This is a genomic window from Luteibacter anthropi (genome assembly GCF_011759365.1).
Classification (GTDB): Bacteria; Pseudomonadota; Gammaproteobacteria; order Xanthomonadales; family Rhodanobacteraceae; genus Luteibacter; species Luteibacter anthropi.
This window is the reverse complement of the sequence record NZ_JAARLZ010000017.1, coordinates 15,255-40,219: the sequence shown is the minus strand read 5'-3', so window position 1 is coordinate 40,219 and position 24,965 is coordinate 15,255. Positions and strand designations below refer to the sequence as shown.

The window sequence follows — 24,965 nt, the reverse complement described above, 5'->3', positions numbered from 1 at the left end:
TTCTCCGGCCCTGAAATTAACCTCCGGTGACGTGACCGGTCACACGTTCTGGAGTAGATTGCCCCCGAATCTCGGGGTAAACGGAAGCCATCATGGTTTCAAACATGCAGCAACCCATGCTCGCCGGACTGACGGGCATGGCTCGGCGGCTCGTCAGTGAAGGCGTCCTGCCGGAAGCCGACGTCCGCAAGGCCGTCCAGGACGCCGCCGACAAGCGAGTGTCCCTTTCATCGTGGCTGGTCGACCACAACCTGGTTGACAGCGGCCGCCTGTCGCAGGTGGCCTCCGCCGAATTCGGCATGCCGCTGATGGACGTGTCGGCCATGACGCCGGCCAACCTTCCCCTGGACCTGGTTACGGAAGCCCTGGTCTCCAAGCACCAGGCCCTGCCCCTGTTCCGCCGGGGCAAGCGTCTTTTCGTCGGCATCGCCGATCCCATGCAGTCGCATGCGCTGGACGAGATCAAGTTCCACTCCAACCATATGGTGGAGCCCGTGCTGGTCGAGCGCGCCCAACTCCGGCGTGTAATCGACAACGCCCTTTCGACCATGACCAGCAACGTCCCCGGCTTCGAGGACGGCGGAGGTCTGGACGAACTCTCGCTGGAAAGCGGCGAGGACGAGGCCGACGGAAGTTCCACCGGCATCGATGCCAACGCGAATGACGATGCCCCGGTCGTCAAGTTCGTCAACAAGATACTTGTCGACGCGATCAAGCGCGGAGCTTCGGACATTCATTTCGAGCCGTTCGAAGCGGTCTATCGCGTGCGCCTGCGCATGGATGGCATCCTGCGCATCGTGGCCAACGCGCCGATCAAGCTGGGCAACCGCATCGCCTCGCGCCTGAAGGTGATGAGCGGACTGGATATCGCGGAACGCCGCGTGCCGCAGGACGGCCGTATCAAGCTCAACCTGACCAAGACCCGGGCCATCGACTTCCGCGTGAGCACGCTGCCCACGCTGTTCGGCGAGAAGATCGTGCTGCGAATTCTCGACGGCTCGTCAGCGAAACTCGGCATCGACAAGCTCGGCTATGAAGAAAACCAGAAAAAGCTATACCTCGATGCCATCGACAAACCCTACGGCATGGTCCTGGTCACCGGCCCCACCGGCTCGGGCAAGACAGTCTCCCTGTACACCGCGCTGAACATCCTCAACATCGAGGGACGCAATATCTCCACGGTGGAAGACCCCGTGGAAATCCGCGTCGAGGGCATCAACCAGGTCCAGCAGAACACCAAGCGCGGCATGACCTTCGCGGCGGCCCTGCGCTCGTTCCTGCGCCAGGATCCGGACGTCATCATGGTCGGCGAGATCCGCGACCTGGAAACGGCCGAAATCGCCGTGAAGGCCGCCCAGACCGGCCATATGGTGCTCTCCACCCTGCACACCAACGACGCGCCGCAGACCATCTCGCGCCTGATGAACATGGGCATCGCGCCCTACAACATCACCTCGTCGGTCACCCTGATCATCGCCCAGCGCCTGGCCCGCCGCCTGCACGACTGCAAGCGCGAAGTCCACCTGCCAGCCGCGGCACTGCTCGCCGAGGGCTTCACGCAGGAGGAGATCGATGCCGGCATGACCGTCTACGAGCCCGTCGGCTGCGATGGATGCAACGACGGTTACAAGGGCCGTGTCGGCATCTACCAGGTCATGCCCATGGTCGAGGACATCCAGAAGATTGTTCTGGAAGGCGGCAACGCCTTGCAGATCGCCGAGGTGGCGCGCAAGGCGGGCATCAACGACCTGCGGGCCTCCGCCCTGCTCAAGGTGCGCAACGGCGTCACCAGCCTGGCCGAGATCAATCGCGTCACCAAGGATTGATACGACCGGCCGGTAGCGTCAGGATGTGCGCTATATGGCAGAAAAATAAGCGGAAAGTCGTTCAGACTATCCGACGGTACGGGGCCCTCAGGGCGCCCCGGCAATAGTTTGATTCCGGGGACCTTCGCCACATGGCACTTGCCACCGCCAACAAGAACAACAAGGCCATTGGTGCCGCCCGCGCTGACGTCGCCAAGCTGGCGATGTACGAATGGAGTGCCCTGGACAAGCGCGGCAAGCGCATGAACGGCGAGATGCAGGCCAAGAACGCCTCCCTGGTGAAAGCAGAACTGCGCCGCCAGGGCATGAATCCTCAGCAGGTGAGGGAAAAGCCCAAACCGTTGTTCGGGGCTGCCGGCTCGACGGTCAAACCCCGCGACGTGGCGATCTTCAGCCGACAGATCGCCACGATGATGGCGTCGGGTGTACCGATGGTGCAGGCTTTCGACATCATAGCCAGTGGCCAGAAGAACATCCGTTTCAAGAACATCCTCACCGACGTCAAGACGAACATCGAAGGCGGTGCTTCACTGCACGAGGCCCTGGCCCAGTACCCCCTGCAGTTCGATGAGCTCTACCGGAACCTCGTCCATGCTGGTGAGCAGGCCGGTGTGCTGGACACCATCCTGGACACGGTTGCCACCTACAAGGAACGCGTGGAGGCCATCAAAGGGAAGATCAAGAAAGCCCTGTTCTACCCTGCCATGGTGTTCGTGGTCGCGATCCTGGTGACCATGATCCTGCTGCTGTTCGTAGTGCCGGTCTTCCAGCAGACGTTCAAGGACGCCGGTACCGATCTACCGGTGCCCACCCTCGTGGTCGTGAAGGCATCCGAGTTCATGCAGGCGTACTGGTGGCTGGTCATTGGCGGCATGGTGGGCCTGGTCGTCGCCTTCATCATGGGAAAAAAACGATCGAAGAAATTCGCGCATTTCCTCGATCGCTTGTCGCTCAGGCTGCCCGTCATCGGCAACATCCTTCGCCAGTCCGCACTGGCTCGTTTCGCCCGGACGCTGGGCGTGACCTTCCAGGCCGGCGTGCCGCTGGTGGAAGCCCTCGAGGCCGTGTCCGGGGCCACCGGCAGCATCGTCTACAGCGAAGCCGTGCTGCAGATGCGTGACGACGTCTCCGTGGGTCACCAGCTACAGCTGGCCATGCGCCAGACCAACCTCTTTCCCAACATGGTGGTGCAGATGACGGCCATCGGCGAGGAGGCCGGCTCACTCGACTCGATGCTGTTCAAGGTGGCCGAGTTCTACGAGGAAGAGGTCAACAACGCGGTGGACACGCTGAGCAGCCTGCTGGAGCCTTTCATCATGGTGATCCTCGGCACGCTGGTCGGTGGCATGGTGATTTCCCTGTACCTGCCCATCTTCAAGATCGCGGGCACGACCTGATCCTTTCAGGGGCACAATACCAGGCCCTTCCGCCCTGACGGCGGGAGGGCCTTTCTTCTACACGGACTCGCTATGCCGGAACTGCCGCTTCCCCTCTGGATCGCCTTCGCCGCCGTTTTCGGCCTGATCGTGGGTAGCTTCCTCAATGTGGTCATCCTTCGCACACCTGTCCGCATGCAGTGGGAATGGCGTCGGCAGGCCAGGGAGGTGCTCGAACTGCCGGAAGTGGACGAACCCAAGCCGCCGGGAGTCGCTCTCGAACCGTCCCATTGTCCGCAGTGCTCGCACCGCCTTGCCGTTCGCGACAACATCCCGGTGCTGGGATGGCTGTTCCTCCGTGGGCGCTGCCGTTACTGCGGTGAACGCATTTCTGCCCAGTACCCGCTGGTAGAGCTGCTTACCGGCCTGGGCAGTGCACTGATCGTGTGGCGCTTCGGGCCCACGCCCGGCGCCCTGGCTGCGCTGTTGTTTACCTGCCTGCTGATCGCCCTGTCCGGCGTCGACGCCCGCACCCAGCTGCTGCCGGACGAGCTCAACTATCCGCTGCTCTGGCTCGGGCTCGGCCTGACACTGATCCCCGCCTGGCAGACCCTGCCTATCGCTCCTTCTTCGGCCATCCTCGGCGCACTCATCGGCTACCTCAGCCTGTGGAGCGTCTACTGGCTGTTCAAGCTGCTCACGGGCAAGGAAGGCATGGGGCATGGCGACTTCAAGCTCCTGGCCGCCCTGGGCGCCTGGATGGGGCCGTCTGCCATTCTTCCCGTCGTCCTGTTGTCCTCGCTCATCGGTGCACTGGTCGGCGGCACGCTCATGGCACTGAACCGCCACCGGCGCGATGTGCCCATGCCCTTCGGTCCCTACATCGCAGCGGCCGGCTGGGTCTGGCTGCTGGTCGGTGACCGACTGCTGGACACCTACCTGCGGATGTCGGGGCTCGCGTGAGTCGCTTCGTCGTTGCGTTGACCGGTGGCGTCGCCTCGGGCAAGAGCGCCGTGGAACGCTGCTTCGAAGCTCTCGGCGTGCGCACCTACGATGCCGATGTCGCGGCGCGTGCCGTCGTCGAACCAGGGGCAGAGGCGCTGACCGAGATCGCCCGGACTTTTGGTGCTGAGGCCCTCGACGCCGAGGGTCGCCTGGACCGTGCCTCCATGCGCCAGCACATTTTCACTGATCCCTCGGCCCGGACCACGCTCGAAGGCATTCTCCATCCGCGCATCCGCCAGTGGCTGCGCGATGCGGTCGAGGCCAGTGACGGACTTTACTGCGTCCTTTCCATTCCCCTGCTGGTGGAAAACCATGCGCACTATGCGTGGGTGAACCGGGTGCTGGTGGTGGATGCTCCCGAAGGCCTTCGTATCGAACGCCTAGTCAAACGTGACGGCATCGATGAGACGCTGGCAGAGAAGATGATCGCGGCACAGGCGTCCCGCGAGGAACGTCTGGCCATTGCCGACGATGTCATTGTCAACGATGGCGACGAGGCCACACTGGCGAAACGGGTCGAAGTGCTGCATGAGCACTACATCGAGCTGTCCACCCATCGGTAGAATCCCGCGGTGCAGAATATCTTCACGTCATCCCTGTGAAAGCTTCGGATCCAGTACGGTGCAGCGGGTTTTCGCGCCAGGGCTTTCTACGCACGAGCCGATGAGGCGTGGCGGTGTTTGCTGGTGAACCGGGGCGCTGGGTTCCAGCGTTCGCTGGAACGACGGGGTCTTGTTGCCCCATGCACTCACCACGGATGGGGTTACACCATCGAAGATGCCGCCAGGCGCTCGGCGACGAATTCGTCGGCCGGCATCGGGCGGCCGATGTGATAGCCCTGGACGACGTCGCAGTCCATCTCTACCAGGCGCAGCAGGGTTTCCTCGTTTTCCACGCCTTCGGCCACCGCTTCCATGCCCAGGCGATGGGCCACCTCGACCATCGCGCGTACAAGCTGCTCGGTACGTACGTCGCTGGTCATGGCACTGACGAAGGAGCGGTCGATCTTCAGCTCGGTCGCAGGAAAATGGCGCAGATAGGCGAACGAGGCATAGCCCGTCCCGAAATCGTCGATGGCTACCCGCACACCGCGATCACGCAGGCGACGCAGGCCGCGCACGCTCATGTCGAGATCGGTGAGCAGGGCGGTTTCGGTAATTTCCACGATCGCGGATTCCGCCGGCACACCCCATATTTCCAGTGCACTCAGGATGTGCTCGGCAAAGCCGTGCTCCACGAACACCTTCGGCGAGAGATTGATCGCCACGTCGAGCGGACACCGGCCCCGGTGCAATGCCGCGACATGCCTGAGCGACGCATTGAGGCTCCAGCGCGTGAGCGGCACGATCAGGTCGCTGCGCTCGGCGAAGGGAATGAAGTCGCCCGGTGCGACATCGCCGTGCATCGGCGTGCTCCAGCGGGCCAGTGATTCCACCCGCACCATGTCGCCGCTGCGCAGGTCACGCAGGGGCTGGAAGGCCACGTGCAGGCGGTTGCTTTCGATGTCCTCGCGCAACTCGCCGTAGAGGATTTCCACCGGCGTTACGTCCGGTTCGTAGATGGCGAAAGGCTCGCCCAGGCGAACCGCGTCGTCGTGCGCCATCTCCGCGCGGCGGTAGAGCCATTCGGCGGAGTTGCCGTGGTCCGGGTGCATGGCCACGCCGATGACCACGCGGCCATGCCAGGGGCGCTCCGGGTGCGGCAGCGGCGTGTCAAAAGCCCCCACGATGCGAGTGGCGGCAAGCATGGCATGGGTGCGGTTGCGCACGGCAGGCAGCACGATCACGAAGTTGTCGTCGCCGGCGACGAATACCTTGTCGATATGGCGCAGCGCATCGACGATGCGTTCGCGGGCCGCCAGCATGATCTCGTTGCCGAAGCCATAGCCGAAGCGCAACTGCATTTCGCGCATGCCCTTCATGCGCACGACCAGCACCGCACACAGGCCGGTCTCGGGCAATGCCCGATCCAGTATCACCTGCACGGCCGGCAGGATGTGGCTACGCTCGCTCATGAGGCCAGGGACTCCCTCGGCTCGACGCCATGACTCCCCGGCGCCAGCGTCCGCTGGATTTCGCGGCGGACGCCTCCGTCCTGGCTGAGCAGGTCGACGATGACCGGGCGATCGAGCTTCTGCTTGTCGGTCCGGGTGAGTACCGCCACATGCGGCTGCAGCCGTCTGGTCTGGTTCTGCATCGTCACCACGGCGACCTCTCCGGTGTTGAGTTCCACCAACGAGCCTGTGGGATAGACACCGACGCAGGCCTGGAATTGTTCCACGAGCTCCCCCTGGAACTCGCGGTCGCGACCGGCGTAGATCTGCCGGATCGCATTATGTTGTGACACCGCCGCCCGGTAGGGACGCGGCGTGGACATCGCATGATAGGTGTCCACGATGGCTGCGATGCGACCGGCCAGTGGAATGGCGGTGCCCGCCAGTCCATGAGGATAGCCGCTCCCGTCGAAGCGTTCATGGTGCGTGAGCACCATGTCGCGGATTTCGTTGTCGGTGACGCCGGAGCCGTCGAGGATCCGCAGGCCGTCGTCGACATGCCGGCGGGCGATCGCCCACTCCGGTTCGCTCAGGGGGCCTTCGCGATGAAGCAGGTCATCGGGCCAGCGCGACTTGCCCACGTCCAGCAGCAGGCCGCCGGCCGCCAGGCTGACGATCGCCTCCTGCTCGATGCCCATGTGCCGGCCGAACACCGCCGCCAGGCTGGCGCAGCCCACGGCGTGGCGGTAGGTGTAGCTGTCGTAGCGGCGCAGGCTTTCCACCCAGAGGAAGGCATCCGGGCAGCGCAGCAGGCTGGCCACCATGGGAGCCACGCAGGCGCTGAGTTCCGCCGCGTCGAAGGTGCGGCCGGATTGCACGTCGGCCAGCAGTTTCCCGGCGAAGGTATTGATCCGCTCGAAGGCCACGGCCGCATGCGGCAGTTCTTCCGCCGCCGTCGCGGTGTCGGTATAGGTGCACTGCGAGATGAGACGGGTATTCAGCGCCGGGCGCGGGGCCGTGCTGGTGACGACGCGCGCAGGCATCACCCGTCGCTGCATGTCCACGAAGACGAACTTGCAGAACCGGCTGAGCTTCTCGATGTCCTCGCGTGACGTGATCGGCACGCCCTGCCACGGGAACGGCGTGTCGGACCACTCGCAATCGAGACGGCTGACAAACATGCCGACTTCCAGGTCGGACACGAAGACACGCCTCTCCACCAGATCGTACGCCACTTGCTACTGCTCCTTTGGATCTACCTGCCAGCACGCCAGCCATCGGGCGACGGCCCCGGCATGGCGCGCCGCATGGTCGTGCCACCGTCTGGCCGGCGTCAATGCCAGCTGAACAGAATGCCGAAATTGCGCCATGACAGACCACCTACGGTTGACCGGAGGCTTATCGGCCAGTTCCCGGCGAACTGAAGACGCCAGCTTGTCAGGAAAACGACGACTATCCGGTCTGCTGCGGTAAGCCACTGTCCGAAGGAGAGATTCATGGTCCGCGCACTTTCCGTCCTCGTCCTCGCTCTTGCCGCCTGCTCCAGCGCCTCGGCGCGGGAAGACGGCCTTCGGCTCCCTCCTCCCGCACAGGACACCGCCCCTGCCACGGGCGAGGCCAGCGCCGTTTTTGCCGGCGGCTGCTTCTGGGGCGTGGAAGGCGTCTTCCAGCACGTCAAGGGCGTGAAGAGCGTCCGCACCGGTTACTCGGGCGGCGACGCTAGGCACGCCAACTACGACGATGTGAGCGAGGGCGACACCGGCCACGCCGAATCCGTGCGGGTCGTCTACGACCCCGGACAGGTCAGTTACGGCCAGTTGCTGCAGGTGTTCTTCTCGGTGGTCCAGGACCCCACCCTGCTCAACCGGCAGGGGCCCGACTCCGGCACACAATACCGGTCGGCGATCTTCTATGCGACACCCGAGCAGAAGACGGTGGCCGATGCATACATCGCCCAGCTCACGGCAGCGCATGCCTTTGCGCGGCCGATCGTGACCCAGGTAGCGCCGCTGAAGGGTTTCTACCTGGCCGAGGGCGAGCACCAGGACTATATGCGGCTGAACCCGGATGCCATCTACATCGCGATCAACGACCGGCCGAAGGTGCTGGCGCTGGAGCGCATCTACCCGCAGATGTACGTGGCCCAGTGGGCCAACGGCCGGTAAGTGCGGTTGTAGGAGCGCGCCTCGCGCGCGACCGGTGCGGAGCGAGCATATTCGGCTCCGCACCGGTCGCGCGCGAGGCGCGCTCCTACAGGGGGGTGTTCAGCCCAGCATCGGGAGGTTCAGGCCCTGCTCCTTCGCGCAGGCGATGGCTTCCGGGTAGCCCGCATCCGCATGCCGCATCACACCGGTGCCGGGGTCGTTCCAGAGCACGCGGGCGATGCGCTTGTCGGCAGCCTCGCTACCGTCGCACACGATGACCACGCCGCTGTGCTGGCTGTAACCCATGCCCACGCCGCCGCCATGGTGCAGGCTGACCCAGGTGGCGCCACCGGCCACGTTGAGCATGGCGTTGAGCAGCGGCCAGTCGCTCACGGCATCGCTGCCGTCACGCATGGCCTCCGTCTCGCGATTGGGGCTCGCGACCGAGCCCGAGTCCAGGTGATCGCGGCCGATCACGACCGGCGCTTTCAGCTCACCCTTACGAACCATCTCATTGAAGGCCAGGCCCAGACGGTGGCGCTGGCCCAGTCCGACCCAGCAGATACGCGCCGGCAGACCCTGGAAGCTGATTCGCTCACGGGCCATGTCCAGCCAGCGATGCAGGTGCGGATCGTCGGGGATCAGCTCCTTCACCTTGGCGTCGGTCTTGTAGATGTCCTCCGGGTCGCCCGAAAGCGCCACCCAGCGGAACGGACCCACGCCCCGGCAAAACAGCGGGCGTACGAAGGCGGGCACGAAACCCGGGAAGGCGAAGGCCTCGCCCAGCCCCTCGTCCTTGGCCATCTGGCGGATGTTGTTGCCGTAGTCGAAGGTGGGCACGCCCTGGGCGTGGAAGGCCAGCATGGCCTCCACGTGACGGCGCATCGAGCGCTTGGCCTCACGGGCCGTGCCGGTCGGATCGCTCTTGCGACGCTCCAGCCATTCCTCGACCGTCCAGCCCGACGGCAGGTAGCCGTTGACCGGATCGTGTGCGCTGGTCTGGTCGGTGACGGCATCGGGACGCACGCCACGGCGCACCAGCTCGGGTAGCACGTCGGCCGCGTTGCCCAGCAGGGCCACGGAGACGGCGCGGCCTTCCTTCGCGTAGCGATCCATGCGTGCCAGGGCGTCGTCGAGATCGGTGGCCTGTTCGTCCACGTAGCGGGTCTTCAGGCGGAAATCGATGCGGCTCTGCTGGCATTCGATGGTGAGCGACGAGGCACCGGCGAGGCTGGCCGCCAGCGGCTGCGCGCCGCCCATGCCGCCCAGGCCGGCGGTGAGGATCCAGCGGCCGGCCAGGTTGCCGCCGTAGTGCTGGCGGCCCATTTCCACGAAGGTCTCGTAGGTGCCCTGCACGATGCCCTGCGAGCCGATGTAGATCCACGAACCGGCCGTCATCTGGCCGTACATCATGAGGCCCTTGCGATCGAGCTCGTTGAAGTGCTCCCAGTTCGACCAGGCCGGCACGAGGTTGGAGTTGGCGATGAGCACCCGCGGTGCATCCGGGTGCGACGGAAACACGCCGACCGGCTTGCCGGACTGCACCAGCAGCGTCTGGTCGTCGCCCAGTTCGCGCAGGGCGCGCAGGATGGCGTCGAAGCATTCCCAGTTGCGGGCCGCGCGACCGATGCCGCCGTAGACCACGAGTTCGGCCGGATTCTCGGCGACCTCGGGATCGAGGTTGTTCTGCAACATGCGGAACGGCGCCTCGGTGAGCCAGCTCTTGCAGGTCAGTTCCGTGCCGCGCGGGGCGCGGATGGTGCGGGTGGTGTCGATGCGCGTCACGGCCGTCATCGGGGGCTCCATGATCCTGGGGAAGCCCCGATTATGGTCGCGCCACTCCGCGCCTCGCCATACGCGATGCAGCAATGACCAGCGGCTTGGTCAGTGGCCGCTGCTACCTGCCGGCGGCGGCTGGGTGGGGTGCTGCTCCTGGTAGCGCCGTGCAGCGTCATCCTGGCGCGACTGATCGAGCTGCTGCTGCGCGCGCGAGGCATTTTGCAGCTGGTTGCGCTGGTTCGGGTCCGTGGTGCCATTGATCTGCTGGTTCATGCTGTTCTGGCGCAGCTGGTTCTGCAGGTCGGCCTGGCGCTGCTGGCTCTGGATCGCGCCACGGTCCGCAGCCCGCTGCCAGTCATGCTGTGCCTGGCTCGGCGGCTGGGGGGCCGGCCTCGGTGCGGGCGCGGCGGCCCTTGCGGGAACGTTGGACTGCTGCTGCGACTGGGCCATGGCAGCGGCCGGGAGGAGCACCAGGCACGCCAGCAACAGTTTCTTGCGTGATGAATTAGTCATGCTCGTGGTCCAAAATAGGCGGTTGTTACGAAACCAGAGCCTACGTCTGCCCCCATGAACGTCACGTTGCCCACCTCGTGGCGCGTTGCCATCGCGCTGCTCGTGGTGGTGCTGGCCGGCTGCTCCACGCAGCCCGCCAGGCCCGCCGCATCCTCCCCCGCCCCGGTGTTGCTGATTTCGATCGACGCATTCCGGCCCGACTACATGGATCGCGGTCTCACTCCCCATCTGGCGCAGCTCGCGGCGGAAGGCGCCCGTCCGGCGTACATGTTCCCGTCGTTTCCCTCGCTCACCTTCCCGAACCACTACACGATCGTCACGGGCCTGGTGCCCGACCACCATGGCATCGTGAACAACACGATGGTCGATCCGGCGCTGGGGAAATTCAGCCTGTCGCTGCCCGCCGCCACCAGCGACGGTCGCTGGTGGGCCGATGCCGAACCGATCTGGGTCACCTTGCAGAAGCGCGGCCTGCGCACGGCCACGATGTTCTGGCCGGGTACCGAGGCCGCCATCCACAACGTGCGTCCCGACCACTGGATTCCCTACGACGGCCGGCTGACCTCGCGCCAGCGCGTGGACAAGCTGCTGTCGTGGATCGACGAGCCGGGTCCGAAGCCTGTCTTCGATACGCTCTACTTCGACACGGTGGATCACGCCGGTCACGAGCACGGTCCGGATTCGCCGGAGGTGAACGACGCCCTGCGCGAAGTGGACGATGCGATGGGCCACCTGGTGGCCGAGCTGCGTCGTCGCGGCCTCTACGACACGATGAACATCATCGTGGTGTCCGACCACGGCATGGCGCCGGTGCCCAAGGGCAATACGGTGTTCGCCGACGAAGCAACCGACCTGGATGCCCTCGATGCGGTGTCCTACGGCGTGATGGCCACTTTCAACCCGAAGCCGGGCCACGACGCCTCCCAGGCCATCGCGCGCCTGCTGGGTCCGCACGAGCATATGCACTGCTATCGCCGTGAAGACCTGCCCAAGCGCCTGAACTACGGCACCCATCGCCGTGTGCCGGCCATTCTCTGCCTCGCGGACACCGGCTGGGCCATCATCAGTCACGACGCCCTGGCAAAACGCACCGACCCGATGTCGCTGGGCGAACACGGCTACGACAACCTCGATCCCACCATGCGCGCGCTCTTCATCGGCCGCGGCCCCGGCTTCCGCCAGGGAGCGACCGTGGCGCCGTTCCAGAACATCGACGTGTACCCCCTCGTGATGCACCTGCTCGGCCAGCCGCCGCTGCCGAACGACGGCCATCTCGACGAAGTGAAGGGCCTGCTGGCACGCTGACCCGCGATCTGGCGCAATCCCGTAGAATCCCGGGCATGCGCCAGATCTATACCTCTCCCCGCCAGGAAAACATCGACCGGATCGTGGCCCTTCTCGGCGAGCACGAGATCGAAACCACGGTCACGAACCGGTCGAACTGGAAACGCCCCAGCTATCAGCGTTTCAGCTATTCGCAGCGCCAGGACGACCGTGAGTCGTGGCCGCAGGTATGGGTCAAGCATGCGGATGATTTCCCGCGTGCCCGCGCCTTGCTGAAGGACATCGGCATCGAGCCGGTCGTGCGCTTCCAGGAAGAACTCCAGCTTCACCGCAGGCCGGATTACCGGCCGCCGGCGCAGCGCACGGCCGCACGGGTACGCCTCATGGTGCTGGCCATCGTCGCCGGCGTCATGCTGGTCGTGGTGCTGAAGGCCACCCAGGTCCTCTGAATGCGCGGCGTCGCCGAAGCCACGCCCGCCCACCGATTCCTGCGCGAACAGACCCGCGACGCCCATGAGGCGGCCGAGGCCACGGCGGGTATGCGGTGGTTGATGGGGGCGGCGTTGGATGAGTCAGCCTACGAAGCGGTACTCGGTGCACAGCTGGAGCTGTTCCGCGCATGGGAAACCGGGCGTGGTGAGTGGTTGCTGTCGATCCAGGAGCAGTGGGGCTACGCATCCAGGGTCACCTCCCTCGAAGCCGATCTCTGTAGGAGCGCGCCTTGCGCGCGACCGGTCGCGCGCAAGGCGCGCTCCTACAGTGACACCGCCGGCTGGCGCGAGGCGCGCTCCTGCGGTGATGCCGTGTGCTGGGGGGAGCTTTATGTCATCGAAGGCTCTTCACTGGGTGCTCGCGTCATCGTGAAACACCTGCGTGCGATGCTTCCCTCGCACCCGCACCACTTCTACGCGATGGGCGAGACCTCGCCCACCGACTGGCGCCGCTTCCAGTCCGTACTGGATGCCGCCCTGCCCGACGATGACGCGCGACACGACGCCCTGACGGGCGCCCGCTCCATGTTCGCGCGCTTTCAACAGACCCTCGAGGATGCTGTCGCCCATGTCTGAGTTGCCCGACCTCACCGCCTGCGACCGCGAACCCATCCATATTCCCGGTTCGATCCAGCCCCATGGTGTCCTGCTGGTCGTGGATGCAGCCACGCATGAGATCCTCCAGGCCAGTGAAAACGCCAACGAACTGCTGGGCGTTGAAAACGACGCCCTGAAAGGGGCACCGCTCGACGACGTGCTCACCCTGCCACTGGGCCTTTTCGATGACGACGAGCGCCCCGCTCATAGCGCGTGGGTGCCGGTGTTCTTCCCGCATGGCCGCACGGATGGCACCTGGCATGCCGCCGTGCACGCGTACGACACGCGCTGGATGATCGAGATCGAACCGCGCGAGGCCTACTTCGAGGACGACCCGATCCGGGTCGCCTACGATCTTGCCCGCAAGCTCGAAAACGATCCCAACGTGGAACGCGCCGCGACCCGTGTGGCGCGTGTCATCCGCAACGTGCTCGGCTACGACCGCGTGATGGTCTACCGTTTCGACCATGACTGGCACGGCGAGGTGGTGGCCGAGGCGCGACGCGACGACCTGGAGGCCTATCTCGGCCTGCACTACCCCGCCACCGACATTCCTGTGCAGGCGCGCGCACTCTACCTGCGCAATCGCGTGCGCCAGATCAGCGACTGCAAGTACACGCCGGCACGCATCCTGCCGGCGGCCGATCCGAAAACCGGCGACGCCACCGACCTCTCCGACGTGTCGCTGCGCAGCGTCTCTCCCGTGCACCTGGAATACCTCGGGTACATGGGCGTCACCGGCACGCTGGTCGCCTCCATCATCACCAGTGGCCGGCTTTGGGGCCTGATTTCCTGCCACCACTACAGCCCGTTCTTCGCGGACCACCAGATGCGCGAAGTGGCCGATGGCGTGGCCCGTGCGTTCGCCACGCGCGTGTCGGCCATCGAGGAGCTGGAAAAGATCGATGTCGAAAGCACCCTGCTCACGGTCCGCGAGAAGCTGATCACTGCCTTCAACGAAAGCGAGCAGATCGATCCTGACCTGCTCGCCTCGCTCGCACCCGAACTGCTCGAGGTGGTCGATGCCGACGGCGTGGCTGTGTTTGCTGGCAATCGCGTCATGCGTCACGGCATCCTTCCTGACGAAGCCACCCTGCTGCGCATCCGCGATTTCGTGGGTACTGGCCAGCCCTCGGGCGAGGATGGCATTGCCGGCGTGCTCAACACCGACGAGATCGGTCGCCGTTATCCGGAGCTTGCCGGCGCCGAGGTCACGGGGCTCGCGGCCGGCATCATCTTCATGCCGCTCCAGGTCGACGCACACAATGCGGTGATCTGGACGCGTACGGAACAGGTGCGCCATGTACGCTGGGCGGGCAATCCCGCGCTGGCAAAGCTGGAGAACATCGCAGGCGCCCGCCTGTCGCCACGGCAGAGTTTCGCGTCCTGGCAGGAAACCGTGCGGGGCCGCTCCCGCCCCTGGTCGCGCCAGCACCTGGATTCCGCGCGCGGCCTGCGCGTGCTCATCGAGATGATGGAGCGCAAACACTACCAGCAGAGTTTTGCCCTGCTTCGTGCCTCGCTGGGACGCCTTCCCGATGCGGTAGTCATCACCGATGCGTCCAGCGCCGATTGGCGTGAATGCATCGTGGTTTTCGTCAACGCCGCCTATAGCCGTCTCACGGGACGCATGGCGGAAGCCGTGGCGGGATTGCCCATGTCGGCCTTGCTGGGCGGAGATACCGAAGCGCTGGCGCAGTCGCTGGATGCCCGCGCGGCGGTACGCATCAGCCTGCGGCGGGACGACGAGACGCTCGTGCCGGGGCAGGTCGAGCTGGAGGCCGTGGCTGATCGCAATGGGGGAATTACCCATTGGATGTCGGTGCATCATCCCTTGGGCTAGGCCGGTCGCGCGCAAGGCGCGCTCCTACAAATGTGGGGCGGGCGGCGCTATAACATGGGGGCATGACCGACCGCGTCCGCCTGTTCCAAACCCTGCCGCATACCTGCGGCTATTACGCCGAGCGGACGGCGCAAAATCTCGTGGTCGATCCGGGGGCACCTCACCTGGACCGGCTCTACGGTCCGGCACTGTCCAAGGGCTTCCGTCGCGCGGGTGGCCATCTCTATCTGCCGCAGTGTGTCTCCTGCCAGGCCTGCGTGCCCTGCCGTATCGACGTCGAGCGTTTCGAGCCCGACCGTACCCAGCGCCGCGGCCTGAAGCGCAATGCAGACCTGACGGTGGTGGAGTCGATGCCCGGCTACAACGCCGAACGGCACGCGCTTTACGAGCGCTACCTGCATGCGCGGCATAGCGGCGGCGGCATGGATGCGGCGGATGCGGAAGATTTCCAGCGCTTCCTGAGCGCGCCGTGGAGTCCCACGCTGTTCCTCGAATTCCGCAAGGAAAACCGCCTGCTCGGTGTGGCTGTCACTGACGTGCTGCTGGCCGGGCTTTCGGCCGTCTATACGTTTTACGACCCGGACGAAGCCGCGCGCAGCCTGGGCACCTTCGGCATCCTCCAGCAGGTGGCGCTGGCGCGGCGGCGCGGCATTCCGTATGTGTACCTGGGCTTCTGGATCGCCGGGCACCCGAAGATGGACTACAAGCGCCGCTTCAACGCGCTGGAAGTGCGCCGGCATGGTCGCTGGATACCCATGCCGGGCTGACCGGGCCTCTTACGGATAAAGCAGGCGGCTTGTCCAGCTTGTACCGTGATCGGTGTGCACGATGCGTTCGTGCAGGCGGAAGGTGGCGCCGTACCAGAACTCGATGCGATCCGGTTCCACGAGGTAGCCGCCCCAGTGCGGCGGACGCGTCACGTCTCGGCCGGCGAATTCCTTCTCAAAGTGGGCCACGCGCTCTTCGAAGGTCTGCCGGTCGGGCAGTTCCTGGCTCTGCTTTGAAGCCCAGGCACCGATCTGGCTGCCACGGGGGCGGCTGGCAAAGTAGGCATCGGACTCGGCATCGCCGACCTTCGACGCGCGGCCTTCGAAACGCACCTGGATGCCTTCGCGGATCTGCTTCCAGTGGAAACAGAGGGCGACCTGCTTGTGTTCGGCGATCTCGCCGGCCTTGGCGCTTTCGTAGTTGGTAAAAAAACGCAGGCCCAGCTCATCGATGGCCTTGAGCAGGACAATGCGCGAATGCACGCGGCCAGTGCCGTCGACGGTGGCGAGGTTCATCGCCGTGGGCTCGCGGTCGCCGCTGGCCCTGGCTTCGTCGAGCAGGCCACGGAAGGTATCGAGGATCTCGGGAGTGAGCATGACGGTGGGCTATGCTTCAGGCCATGGAAGCCCCCGATGCTAGCACGCTGGCCCAGGCCGTCCTTGGACGTTTCGTCGCGGGGATCGAGCCGTCGCGTCGGCCTTTCGTGCTCGGTGTTTCCGGCCTGCAGGGCAGCGGCAAGAGCACCCTCGCCGCCGCCCTCGTCACGGAGGCCGGGCATCGTGGCTGGGGTGCCGTGGCGCTGTCCCTGGACGACGTCTACCTGACCCACGCCGAACGCGACGCGCTGGGCCGCGATGTCCATCCCCTGCTGCGCACGCGTGGCGTACCCGGCACCCACGACCTGTCCCTGCTCGGTACCACGCTGGATGCACTGGCGAAGGCGTCGCCTGAAAACCCGATTGCCGTACCGCGATTCGACAAGGGTCACGATGACCGCTACGACGCCCACCTGTGGCCCACGGTCGCCGGGGCGCCGCGACTGGTGGTGCTGGAAGGCTGGTGCCTCGGGGTCGGGCCGGAAACGGAATCCGCCCTGGAGCGCCCCATCAATGCGCTGGAGCGCGACGAGGATGCCGACGGTCGCTGGCGGCGCTGGGTGAACGGCCAGCTGACCCGCTACGCATCCATCTGGCACCAGCTGGATGCGCTGGTGGTGTTGCAGGCGCCGTCCTGGGATGTCGTGGCGGGCTGGCGCGACGAGGCCGAACGGCCCCTGCGCGAGCGTGGCGAGCCACGTGCGATGGACGAAGCGGCACTGGCGCGCTTTCTCCAGCACTACGAGCGACTGAGCCGGCACGCCCTGGCCACACTGGGCGCAAACGCCGACTGGTGCATCCCCCTCGACCACAAACGCCACCCCACCCTGTAGGAGCGCGCCTTGCGCGCGACCGGCGGATCGCCGACACGGTCGACTCCCCCTCCGGTAGCAACATAGCGTTGTAGGAGCGTGCTTGCGCGCGACCGACGGGGTCGAATCGTGCGATATCGCGATAAACGGTCGCGCGCGAGGCGCGCTCCTACAGGGGCGGGAGCAGCGATGTGTAGCCTTCGCGGGAATCCGGCCAGCGGCAGTGGAAGCCGCTCTGCCGCAACCGTGCGTTCGACAGCCGCTTGCTACCGACACCCGCCGGGCCGGGCCCGTCGGCCGGGTGCGGCACGCCCAGCAGGTCGGCCAGATGGTCGTACAACACGTCGATCGGCAGCGGTGTGTCGTCCACGCCGACGTAAAGCGAGGCCGGCTTGTCCAGCGCCAGCACATGCACCAGAGAGGCCGCCGCATCGTCCACATGGATGCGGTTGGCAAACACCTCTTGTCCGCGCGGTACCACGACCTTGCCCTCGCGCAGGCGATCCAGCAGCTGCGTACGCCCCGGTCCGTAGAGCCCGGCGAAGCGCACTGCCACGCCACCGATGCCTTGCGTCGCCAGCCACTGCTCGGCCTCCAGCAACACGCGGCCGTTGAAGCCGGGCGGATCGGGAGGCGTGTCCTCGTCGACCCAGCCCTCGCCCTGTGCGCCATACACCGCCGAGGACGACACGAATACCGTGCGCCGGGGCGGGTCTGGCAGGGCCTTCAGGAGGTTACGCAGTCCGTCCACGAACAGCGCCCGGTAAAGTGCTTCGTCGCGCCCATCCGGCGCGGGGGCGAAGATCACCGCATCCACCACCGGCAGGCGGCGCAATGTCGCAGGGTCGGTCAGGTCGCCGCTCAGCCAGGTCACCGGATCGCCGGCCAGCGGCACTGGCCGTCGGCGCATGGCATAGACGCGATGCCCGCGCAGGGCAAGCTGGCGCGCCGCGCGCAGACCGATATCGCCCGCCCCCGCGACGAGGATCGTTTCATATCCGGAGGACGGCCTTGTTGCTAGCATGGGAGCGATGAATCCTTCGCCCAACCTCTTCCTGATAGGCCCCACGGGGGCCGGCAAGACGACGATCGGACAGCGCCTCGCGGCGCATTACGGTTTGCCGTTCGTCGACCTCGATGTGGAAATCGAATCGCGTTACGGCGCCACGGTGGCGACGATCTTCGAACGCGAAGGCGAGGCCGGTTTCCGGTCGCGCGAGAGCGCGCACCTCGACGAGTTTAGCCGTCGCGACGGCATCGTACTCGCCACCGGTGCCGGCGCCGTGCTCGATCCCGGCAACCGCGAACACCTGATGGCCCGTGGCACCGTGCTGATGCTCGGCGTGGAAGTCGACGAACAGCTCGACCGCCTGCAACACGACACGGCCCGCCCGATGATCGCCGGCGCCGATCGTCGCGGTCGGCTGGAAGCCCTGGCCGATGCACGCAATCACCTCTACGAGGAAATCGCGGACCTGATCTTCCACGGCCGCCACGAAAGCGTCGAAGACGCCGCCCCGCGCGCCGTCGCCCTCCTCGAACGCCACTGGAAACGCCGCTGATGGATACCGTCGACGTCGCCCTTGCCGGGCGCAGCTACCCCGTCTGGATCGGCCCCGGCCTGCTCGCCGACAGCGCCCGCTGGCGCGAACGCATCCGCGGCCGCCATGTGCTCGTGGTCAGCAATACCACCGTGGCGCCGCTTTATCTCGATGCGCTGGCACGCGGCCTGGAAGGACTGCACTGGTCGTCCTTCCTGCTCGACGACGGCGAAACGCACAAGACCTTCGCCAACGTGGGCCGGGTACTCGACGCACTGGGTGCGCTGGGTGCGACCCGCGATGCCTGCGTCATCGCCCTGGGCGGCGGTGTGGTGGGCGACCTCGCCGGCTTCGCGGCGGCCTGCTGGATGCGTGGTATCGATTTCATCCAGGTACCGACCACGCTGCTGGCCATGGTCGATTCGTCGGTGGGCGGCAAGACCGGCGTCAACCTGCCGGTGGGCAAGAACCTCGCCGGTGCCTTCCACCAGCCGCGCGCGGTGGTGGCCGATACCAACCTGCTCGCCACGCTGCCACAGCGCGAATACCTGGCCGGCGTGGCCGAGGTGGTGAAGGGCGCCGCCATCGGCGACCTGCCCTTCTTCGAGTGGCTGGAAACCAACGCCGACGCACTCGCGCGACGCGAACCCGCCGTGCTGGTGGAGGCCATCGCCCGCAAGTGTCGCTACAAGGCCGGCGTGGTCGCCCGTGACGAAACCGAACAGGGCGAACGCGCCTTGCTCAACCTAGGTCACACCTTCGGCCATGCGCTGGAAACCGCCGGCAACTACAGCGAGATCCTGCACGGCGAAGGCGTCGCCATCGGCATGGTGCTGGCGGCGCGATTGTCCGCCAGCCTCGGCATGGCGCCCGCGGAAGACACCCAGCGACTCGTCGCCCTGCTTACACGCCTGGGCCTGCCCGTGGAGCCGTCGAAAGTGCATACGGCCAGCCGCCTGCTCGACCTGATGCGCCTGGACAAGAAAAACACCGCCGGCACGCTGCGGCTCATCCTCTGGCGAGGCATCGGCAAGGCCGAGATCGTTTCCGGCGTACCCGACGCCGATGTGCTCGCCGTGCTGCAATGACGCACGGCGTGCGCCCCCCAGGGGGAGCGCCTACAATGGCCGGCCATGCGCTGTTCGGATCATCCGATGCGGATCTACCTGCAAACCTTGCCTGAACCGGGAGCGGAAGCACCCCGGTATGTCCAGATCTCGCTCGAACAGGATCTGTTCGGCGGCTGGACCCTCTACCGCGAAAGCGGCGTGCAGGGCGGAAAGGCCTCGCTCAAGCGCGATGTCTACCTGGAGTACGACAAGGCCCTCGTGGCCTTCGTCCGTGCCCGTGACGCACAACTGAAGAAGGGCCTGAAAGTGATGTTCAGCCAGGGCCAGGAGTCGGCACCGTGACCACCGACATCCTCCGCAACGATCGTTTCCTTCGCGCGCTGCGTCGCGAACCCACCGACACCACGCCGGTCTGGGTGATGCGCCAGGCAGGCCGCTACCTGCCGGAATACCGCGCCACTCGCACGAAGGCCGGCAGCTTCATGGGGCTTGCCACGCATCCGGAATACGCCTGCGAAGTCACGCTCCAGCCGCTGGAGCGTTTCGAGCTCGATGCGGCGATCCTGTTTTCCGACATCCTCACCATCCCCGATGCGATGGGCCTCGGCCTCTCGTTCGCGCAGGGTGAGGGTCCGCAGTTCGCGCATCCGGTGCGCGACGCGGCCGCCATTGAGCGGCTGACCGTGCCCGACATGGATGGCGCCCTGCGCTACGTGATGGATGCCGTTCGCCTGATCCGCAAGGAGCTGCACGGCCGCGTGCCGCTCATCGGTTTCTCGGGCAGCCCGTGGACACTCGCCTGCTACATGGTCGAAGGCCAGGGCTCGCGCGATTTCGCGCGGGTCAAGGCCATGGCGTGGAACGAACCCGCCCTCGCCCATCGCCTGCTCGACGTGATCGCTCGCTCGGTGTCCGCCTACCTCATCGCGCAGGCACATGCCGGCGCGCAGGCGCTGATGGTGTTCGACACCTGGGGCGGTTTGCTCGGCCCGGTGCCGTTCCGCGAGTTCTCGCTGCGCTACATGGCGCAGGTGGTCGATGCGCTGAAGGCCGACGCCGTGGCCCGCGAACTGCCGGTGATCCTGTTCTCCAAGGGTGCCAACGGGCATCTGGAGGCCATCGCCGACACCGGCTGTACGGGCGTGGGCCTGGACTGGACCATCGACATAGGCGAGGCGCGCCGCCGCATCGGTGAGCGCGTGGCGCTACAGGGCAACCTCGATCCGGCCGTGCTGCGTGCGTCGCCGGAGATCGTGATGCGCGAGGCACGCGCCGTGCTGGATGCCTTCGGCAACCACCCGGGCCATGTGTTCAACCTGGGCCACGGCATCACGCCGGAAGTGGATCCGGACAACGTGAAGGTGCTGGTGGATACCGTGCATGAGCACGGCCGGATAATCCGGAACAACAACTGACACCGTAGGAGCGCGCCTTGCGCGCGACCGGATATGGCGAAGACCTTTGCAGGGTGTCGCATATCCGGTCGCGCGCGAGGCGCGCTCCTACAGGGGTATCGCTAGCGCGCGAGGCGCGCTCCTGCGATGCGATCAGAAGCGGTTGGGGCCTGCGATGTGGCACTTGGCCAGTTCGCCATGCGCGGTCGTTGCACCGGCCTGGTCGTCGGCCTGCAGGCGCATTTCGTACACCGTCTGCCAGTTGCGCGCGCAAAGGCTGCCCGACTTCGGGCCCATTTCGAAGGACTGCTTCGCCAGCTTCTCGGCGGTGGCGTAGTCCTGCTTGCGCACGGCGACTTCCGCGCGGTCCTGGATGAGCTCCGGGGCTTCCGGCGCCATCTTCAGGGCCTGCACCAGCTTGGTGTCGGCATCGTCGTACTTGCCCGCACGCTCATCGGCGAGGGCCGATTGTTCAAGGCCCTGCACGCCCGGATCGCGCAGCGGCGCGACTTCGATCGCCGACTTCTCGCGCTCACCCGCCGCGCGGATCTGGGCGACGATGTCGTAGTTGGGCTTGCTGGGACGGGTGGCCTGCGGCGGCGCAGGCTGGCTGCAGGCGGCGACGAGCGCGACGGTGGCAATGGCGCAGATACGAAGGCGATACATGGGTCAATCCGTAGGATTACTGGGAACGGCCGGCGCGGGTTCCGCGTCGCCGCCGCCGAACATACCCTTGAATTGCTGCCAGAAACAGCCCTCCTCGCTTTCCGGCACGTAACCGGCCACGAACGGGAACTGCCGGGCGCCCTGGCAGGACGGATCGGTACGCTTGCCCGTCTGCGGATTCACCCAGGCCATTTCCAGCCCGTCGCCCAGGTCCGTGGACAGCGGACGCGTCGGCAGCTTGCGGAACAGCTCCTGCCACACGCGCATGCTGCCCGTGGCGCCGTACAGGCGCGTGGGCTTGTTGTCGTCGCGGCCCATCCAGACGATGGCCAGGTGCTGGCCGGTGAAACCCGCGAACCAGCTGTCGCGCTGGCTGTCGCTGGTGCCCGTCTTGCCCGCCGCATGCAACACGCCGAGCGCCGAGTTACCGATGGCCGAGGCCGTGCCGCCGTTGACCACCTGCTGCATCGCCCACTTGATGAGTCGCGTAGGCGCCTGGTATTCGCCTTCGCCACCCTTCACCTCGTAGCGCTTGATCGTCTGTCCCTTCGCATCGACCACGCCGCGTACCGCCACCAGCGGCAAGGCGTGTCCGTCCGAAGCGATGAATTCATAAAGCTGCGCTACCTGGAACGGTGACAGGTCGATGGCGCCCAGCAACAGCGACGGGCTGGGGTTGACGTTCTCCAGGCCAAAGGATTCGAGGAAGCCCTTGATGCGTGCCACGCCCACCTGCATGCCGAGGTTCACCGTCGCCAGGTTCCACGAATGCACGAGGGCGTCGAGCATCGGCACCTGGCCGTGGATCTGCCGGTCGTCGTTCTTCGGCGTCCATGGCGTGCCGTCGGGCTGCATCATGTTGACCGGTTCGTCATCGACAATGGACGCGAGCGACCACTTCGACGGCTGCGACAGCGCCACGAGGTAGACCAGCGGCTTCACCAGCGAACCGATGGAGCGACGCGCATCGAGCGCACGGTTGAAGCCCTGCTCGCCCGGATCGCGCGAGCCGACCATCGCCAGCACGCTGCCGTTGCTGGTGTCGGTAACCACGGCGGCGGCCTGCGCCTCTTCGCCACGCTTGCCGAGGCCCTTCACCGTGGTGAGGATCGCCTGCTCCGTATAAAGCTGGGCGGCGGGGTCGAGCGTCGTGAAGATGCTGAGGCTGCCGTCGCGCAATGCGGCTTCGTCGAAGTCGGCCGTGATCTGCGCACGCACCAACTGCATGAATGCAGGGAAACGGTTGTGCGGCAGCTGCGCATTGGCCGCGATACCCAGCGGCGAGGCTTGTGCCGTCTTCAGCTGTGCGTCGTCGAGCAGGCCGGTGTCGTGGAACTGTTGCAGCACGAGGTTGCGGCGCGACAGGGCCCGGTCCGGATAGCGACGCGGGTCGTAATAGCTGGGGCCCTTCACGAGACCCACGAGCAGTGCGATTTCCTGCGGACGCAGGTCTTCCATGCGACGGCCGAAGAAGAACTCCGCACCTGCCGCGAAACCATGCACGGCCTGGTTGCCCTGCTGACCAAGGAAGACCTCGTTCACATAGGCTTCGAGGATGCGTCCCTTGGAGTAATGCGCCTCCATCAGCAGCGAGAGGATCGCCTCGTTCACCTTGCGCAGCATGTTCTGGCTGCGATCGAGGAACAGGTTGCGAACCAGCTGCTGGGTGAGGGTGGAGCCGCCCTGCACCGTGTGTCCTGCGCGCAGGTTGGCGAAGGACGCGCGGGCGATGGCCGAGAAATCCAGGCCGATGTGGTTCTTGAAGTCACGGTCCTCGACGGCCTGCAAACCCTGCACGAGCAGGGGCGGCACGTTGTCGAGGCGAACGATGCGGCGCTCTTCCTGCGCCGCGCCGTAGAAGGTGGCGATACGCGCCGGATCGAGATGGATCGACTTGATCGGCTTGTCGTTGGTGTCGTCCACCAGCGAGGCCACCGTGCCGTTGCCCAGCACGACGCGGATACGGTGCGGCAGCTCGCCGCCATCCGGACCCGAGTAACCGCGCGACGCGATGATGAAGCGGGCGCCGTTCTTCGAATAGCTGCCCTGCACCTTGCCGTTGCCCTCCGGCGTGTAGCCGGCGAAGGTCAGCTCCAGTTCCAGGGTGGTCGGCGTCATCGCCCGGCCCGGCTCCAGCAGCAGCGGGCGCGCGTAGACGCGCGTGGGCACCGCGAAGACGAGATCATTGAAGCGCTCCTGCAGACGCGAATTCAGGATCAGCGTATAGGGCAGCAGGAAGCCGAACAGCAGGCCCATCACGAGCCAGAACGGGATGCGCAGCCAGGGCCACGCCGTACGCAGGAAGGAACCGAGACGAGTCAGGAAAGCCAACGCGGGGAGGTCCTGGGGAAGTAGGTATGAGTGGGGATCATAGGGGCATACCCCCGGCGCCCATCTGAACGGATGCTGGCAATGCGGTGGCGATCGGGGTCAGGCGGGAGGACGCCACATGGCCGGATCCGGCCGGAACGGCCTCGGATGCACGTCCAGCACCTGCTCAAGGGCGGTATTGTCGGCGATCAGGTCGCTATCGAGCCGTTGAATGGGCCCACGCACGCGCGGCACCAGCCATGCGGCCAGCGACAGGGCAAAACCCGGTACGGGGATCGGCACGGTGGCAAAGCCACTGCTGCGACGCACCCGGCGGAACATTTCAGTGACCCCCAGACGCTCGCCTCCGCCGATGGGAAAGGTCTTGCCTCGCGCCTGGCTACGAACGAGGGCCGCCACCATGGCTGCCGCAATGTCGTCGGCATGCACCGGCTGGCGCTGGCCCCGTCCACCCGGAAGGGGAAACACACGGCGACGGGTGGCCTGCCTCACCATCGGCGTCAGGCTGTTATCGAGCCCCGCACCGTAGACCAGGGTGGGCCGGAATAAGGTCCAGGGCATGCCGCGCGATGCGCAGGAAGCACTGAGCAGTGTCTCTGCGGCACGCAGCCGCCGTGAAAGGTCGCGCTCGGCAGGCACATCGGAGTCGCGCTTGCTTTCGGCGCTCATCGACGATGTCGCGATGATATGGGGCGTGCCTTCCAGCCGTGTCGCGGACAGCCACTCGGCCAGGCAATCCAGCGGGCCACAGGACAGAATGGCCCGCAGGCGCGGCAGCGATGGCATGGCATGCGGCAAGCCACCTTTGATCCATGTTGAGTTGCCTTCCGGAGCGCTGCGACTCAGGCAGAGCACCTCGTTACCCAGGCCATGCAGCCGGGGCAGGAGGTAATGGCCGATCTGGCTGGATGCACCGATGACAAGAATCGTCATGCG

At 66.1% G+C, this 24,965-nt stretch carries 24 protein-coding genes; 15 read left to right on the top strand and 9 right to left on the bottom strand.

Annotated features, from left to right (window positions below; translation table 11 throughout):
• The first annotated feature begins 92 nt into the window (after positions 1-92).
• The 4 genes from pilB to coaE all read left to right on the top strand — a co-directional run bounded on the left by pilB (position 93) and on the right by coaE (position 4,770).
• Positions 93-1,826, top strand: a complete 1,734-nt coding sequence (pilB, locus tag HBF25_RS21480; protein WP_166952743.1) for a type IV-A pilus assembly ATPase PilB — start codon at positions 93-95, stop codon at positions 1,824-1,826.
• A gap of 131 nt (positions 1,827-1,957) precedes the next feature.
• Positions 1,958-3,223, top strand: a complete 1,266-nt coding sequence (locus tag HBF25_RS21475; RefSeq protein WP_166952740.1) for a type II secretion system F family protein — start codon at positions 1,958-1,960, stop codon at positions 3,221-3,223.
• Positions 3,224-3,295: 72 nt separating this feature from the next.
• On the top strand, positions 3,296-4,165 hold the full coding sequence (locus tag HBF25_RS21470; protein WP_166952738.1) for a prepilin peptidase: 870 nt from the start codon (positions 3,296-3,298) through the stop codon (positions 4,163-4,165).
• Positions 4,162-4,770 (top strand): dephospho-CoA kinase, encoded by a 609-nt coding sequence (gene coaE, locus HBF25_RS21465; protein ID WP_166952735.1) that lies wholly within the window; start codon positions 4,162-4,164, stop codon positions 4,768-4,770. The genes HBF25_RS21470 and coaE overlap by 4 nt, the downstream gene beginning before the upstream one ends.
• Before the next feature lie 200 nt (positions 4,771-4,970).
• Here coaE and HBF25_RS21460 read toward each other — a convergent pair whose 3' ends face one another.
• Positions 4,971-6,221, bottom strand: coding sequence for a putative bifunctional diguanylate cyclase/phosphodiesterase (locus HBF25_RS21460; protein ID WP_166952732.1), 1,251 nt, complete (start codon positions 6,219-6,221; stop codon positions 4,971-4,973).
• Positions 6,218-7,435, bottom strand: coding sequence for an HD domain-containing phosphohydrolase (locus HBF25_RS21455; RefSeq protein WP_166952729.1), 1,218 nt, complete (start codon positions 7,433-7,435; stop codon positions 6,218-6,220). The genes HBF25_RS21460 and HBF25_RS21455 overlap by 4 nt, the downstream gene beginning before the upstream one ends.
• Before the next feature lie 261 nt (positions 7,436-7,696).
• On the opposite strand from HBF25_RS21455, the gene msrA reads away from it, so the two are divergent.
• Positions 7,697-8,365: a peptide-methionine (S)-S-oxide reductase MsrA gene (gene msrA, locus HBF25_RS21450; RefSeq protein WP_166952726.1), complete on the top strand. Its 669-nt coding sequence runs from the start codon at positions 7,697-7,699 to the stop codon at positions 8,363-8,365.
• Positions 8,366-8,464: 99 nt separating this feature from the next.
• On the opposite strand, the gene hutU is transcribed toward msrA, so the two are convergent.
• Positions 8,465-10,138, bottom strand: coding sequence for a urocanate hydratase (gene hutU / locus HBF25_RS21445; RefSeq protein ID WP_166952723.1), 1,674 nt, complete (start codon positions 10,136-10,138; stop codon positions 8,465-8,467).
• Positions 10,139-10,228: 90 nt separating this feature from the next.
• Positions 10,229-10,636, bottom strand: coding sequence for a hypothetical protein (locus HBF25_RS21440; RefSeq protein ID WP_166952720.1), 408 nt, complete (start codon positions 10,634-10,636; stop codon positions 10,229-10,231).
• A 54-nt stretch (positions 10,637-10,690) separates the two neighbouring features.
• Here HBF25_RS21440 and HBF25_RS21435 point away from each other — a divergent pair, with 54 nt between their 5' ends.
• The 5 genes from HBF25_RS21435 to HBF25_RS21415 all read left to right on the top strand — a co-directional run bounded on the left by HBF25_RS21435 (position 10,691) and on the right by HBF25_RS21415 (position 15,618).
• A complete protein-coding gene (locus HBF25_RS21435; protein WP_166952718.1) occupies positions 10,691-11,941 on the top strand; it encodes an alkaline phosphatase family protein in 1,251 nt (416 codons plus the stop codon).
• A 35-nt stretch (positions 11,942-11,976) separates the two neighbouring features.
• Positions 11,977-12,369, top strand: coding sequence for a putative signal transducing protein (locus tag HBF25_RS21430; protein ID WP_166952715.1), 393 nt, complete (start codon positions 11,977-11,979; stop codon positions 12,367-12,369).
• Positions 12,370-12,987 (top strand): biliverdin-producing heme oxygenase, encoded by a 618-nt coding sequence (locus tag HBF25_RS21425; RefSeq protein ID WP_166952712.1) that lies wholly within the window; start codon positions 12,370-12,372, stop codon positions 12,985-12,987.
• The gene (locus HBF25_RS21420) at positions 12,971-14,851 is read left to right on the top strand and encodes a GAF domain-containing protein (RefSeq protein ID WP_425483518.1); all 1,881 of its coding nucleotides are present in this window, start codon (positions 12,971-12,973) and stop codon (positions 14,849-14,851) included. Before HBF25_RS21425 ends, HBF25_RS21420 begins: the two co-directional genes overlap by 17 nt.
• Before the next feature lie 62 nt (positions 14,852-14,913).
• Positions 14,914-15,618, top strand: coding sequence for an arginyltransferase (locus tag HBF25_RS21415; RefSeq protein ID WP_166952706.1), 705 nt, complete (start codon positions 14,914-14,916; stop codon positions 15,616-15,618).
• 9 nt (positions 15,619-15,627) lie between these two features.
• Here the strand turns inward: HBF25_RS21415 and pdxH are convergent, their stop codons facing one another.
• Positions 15,628-16,215: a pyridoxamine 5'-phosphate oxidase gene (gene pdxH / locus HBF25_RS21410; protein WP_166952703.1), complete on the bottom strand. Its 588-nt coding sequence runs from the start codon at positions 16,213-16,215 to the stop codon at positions 15,628-15,630.
• A gap of 23 nt (positions 16,216-16,238) precedes the next feature.
• Between pdxH and HBF25_RS21405 the strand changes: the two genes are divergently transcribed.
• Entirely contained in the window at positions 16,239-17,048 is an 810-nt protein-coding gene (locus HBF25_RS21405) for a kinase (protein WP_243853366.1), read from the top strand.
• Positions 17,049-17,196: 148 nt separating this feature from the next.
• On the opposite strand, the gene HBF25_RS21400 is transcribed toward HBF25_RS21405, so the two are convergent.
• A complete protein-coding gene (locus HBF25_RS21400; RefSeq protein ID WP_166952700.1) occupies positions 17,197-18,051 on the bottom strand; it encodes an NAD-dependent epimerase/dehydratase family protein in 855 nt (284 codons plus the stop codon).
• A gap of 7 nt (positions 18,052-18,058) precedes the next feature.
• Between HBF25_RS21400 and HBF25_RS21395 the strand changes: the two genes are divergently transcribed.
• From HBF25_RS21395 to hemE, 4 genes are all read left to right on the top strand, one after another.
• Positions 18,059-18,589 (top strand): shikimate kinase, encoded by a 531-nt coding sequence (locus tag HBF25_RS21395; protein WP_166952697.1) that lies wholly within the window; start codon positions 18,059-18,061, stop codon positions 18,587-18,589.
• Positions 18,589-19,656, top strand: a complete 1,068-nt coding sequence (gene aroB / locus HBF25_RS21390) for a 3-dehydroquinate synthase (RefSeq protein WP_166952694.1) — start codon at positions 18,589-18,591, stop codon at positions 19,654-19,656. Before HBF25_RS21395 ends, aroB begins: the two co-directional genes overlap by 1 nt.
• Positions 19,657-19,722: 66 nt before the next feature.
• Positions 19,723-19,980, top strand: coding sequence for a WGR domain-containing protein (locus HBF25_RS21385; RefSeq protein WP_166952691.1), 258 nt, complete (start codon positions 19,723-19,725; stop codon positions 19,978-19,980).
• Complete coding sequence (gene hemE, locus HBF25_RS21380) at positions 19,977-21,053, top strand: uroporphyrinogen decarboxylase (RefSeq protein ID WP_166952688.1); 1,077 nt, start codon at positions 19,977-19,979, stop codon at positions 21,051-21,053. Before HBF25_RS21385 ends, hemE begins: the two co-directional genes overlap by 4 nt.
• A gap of 132 nt (positions 21,054-21,185) precedes the next feature.
• Here hemE and HBF25_RS21375 read toward each other — a convergent pair whose 3' ends face one another.
• The 3 genes from HBF25_RS21375 to HBF25_RS21365 all read right to left on the bottom strand — a co-directional run bounded on the left by HBF25_RS21375 (position 21,186) and on the right by HBF25_RS21365 (position 24,962).
• On the bottom strand, positions 21,186-21,698 hold the full coding sequence (locus HBF25_RS21375; RefSeq protein WP_166952685.1) for a tetratricopeptide repeat protein: 513 nt from the start codon (positions 21,696-21,698) through the stop codon (positions 21,186-21,188).
• Between the two features lie 3 nt (positions 21,699-21,701).
• Positions 21,702-24,029 carry a penicillin-binding protein 1B gene (gene mrcB, locus HBF25_RS21370; RefSeq protein WP_166952682.1) on the bottom strand — a complete coding sequence of 776 codons (2,328 nt, stop codon included), beginning with the start codon at positions 24,027-24,029 and terminating at the stop codon, positions 21,702-21,704.
• A 99-nt stretch (positions 24,030-24,128) separates the two neighbouring features.
• Positions 24,129-24,962: an SDR family oxidoreductase gene (locus HBF25_RS21365; RefSeq protein ID WP_166952679.1), complete on the bottom strand. Its 834-nt coding sequence runs from the start codon at positions 24,960-24,962 to the stop codon at positions 24,129-24,131.
• Between the last annotated feature and the right edge of the window lie 3 nt (positions 24,963-24,965).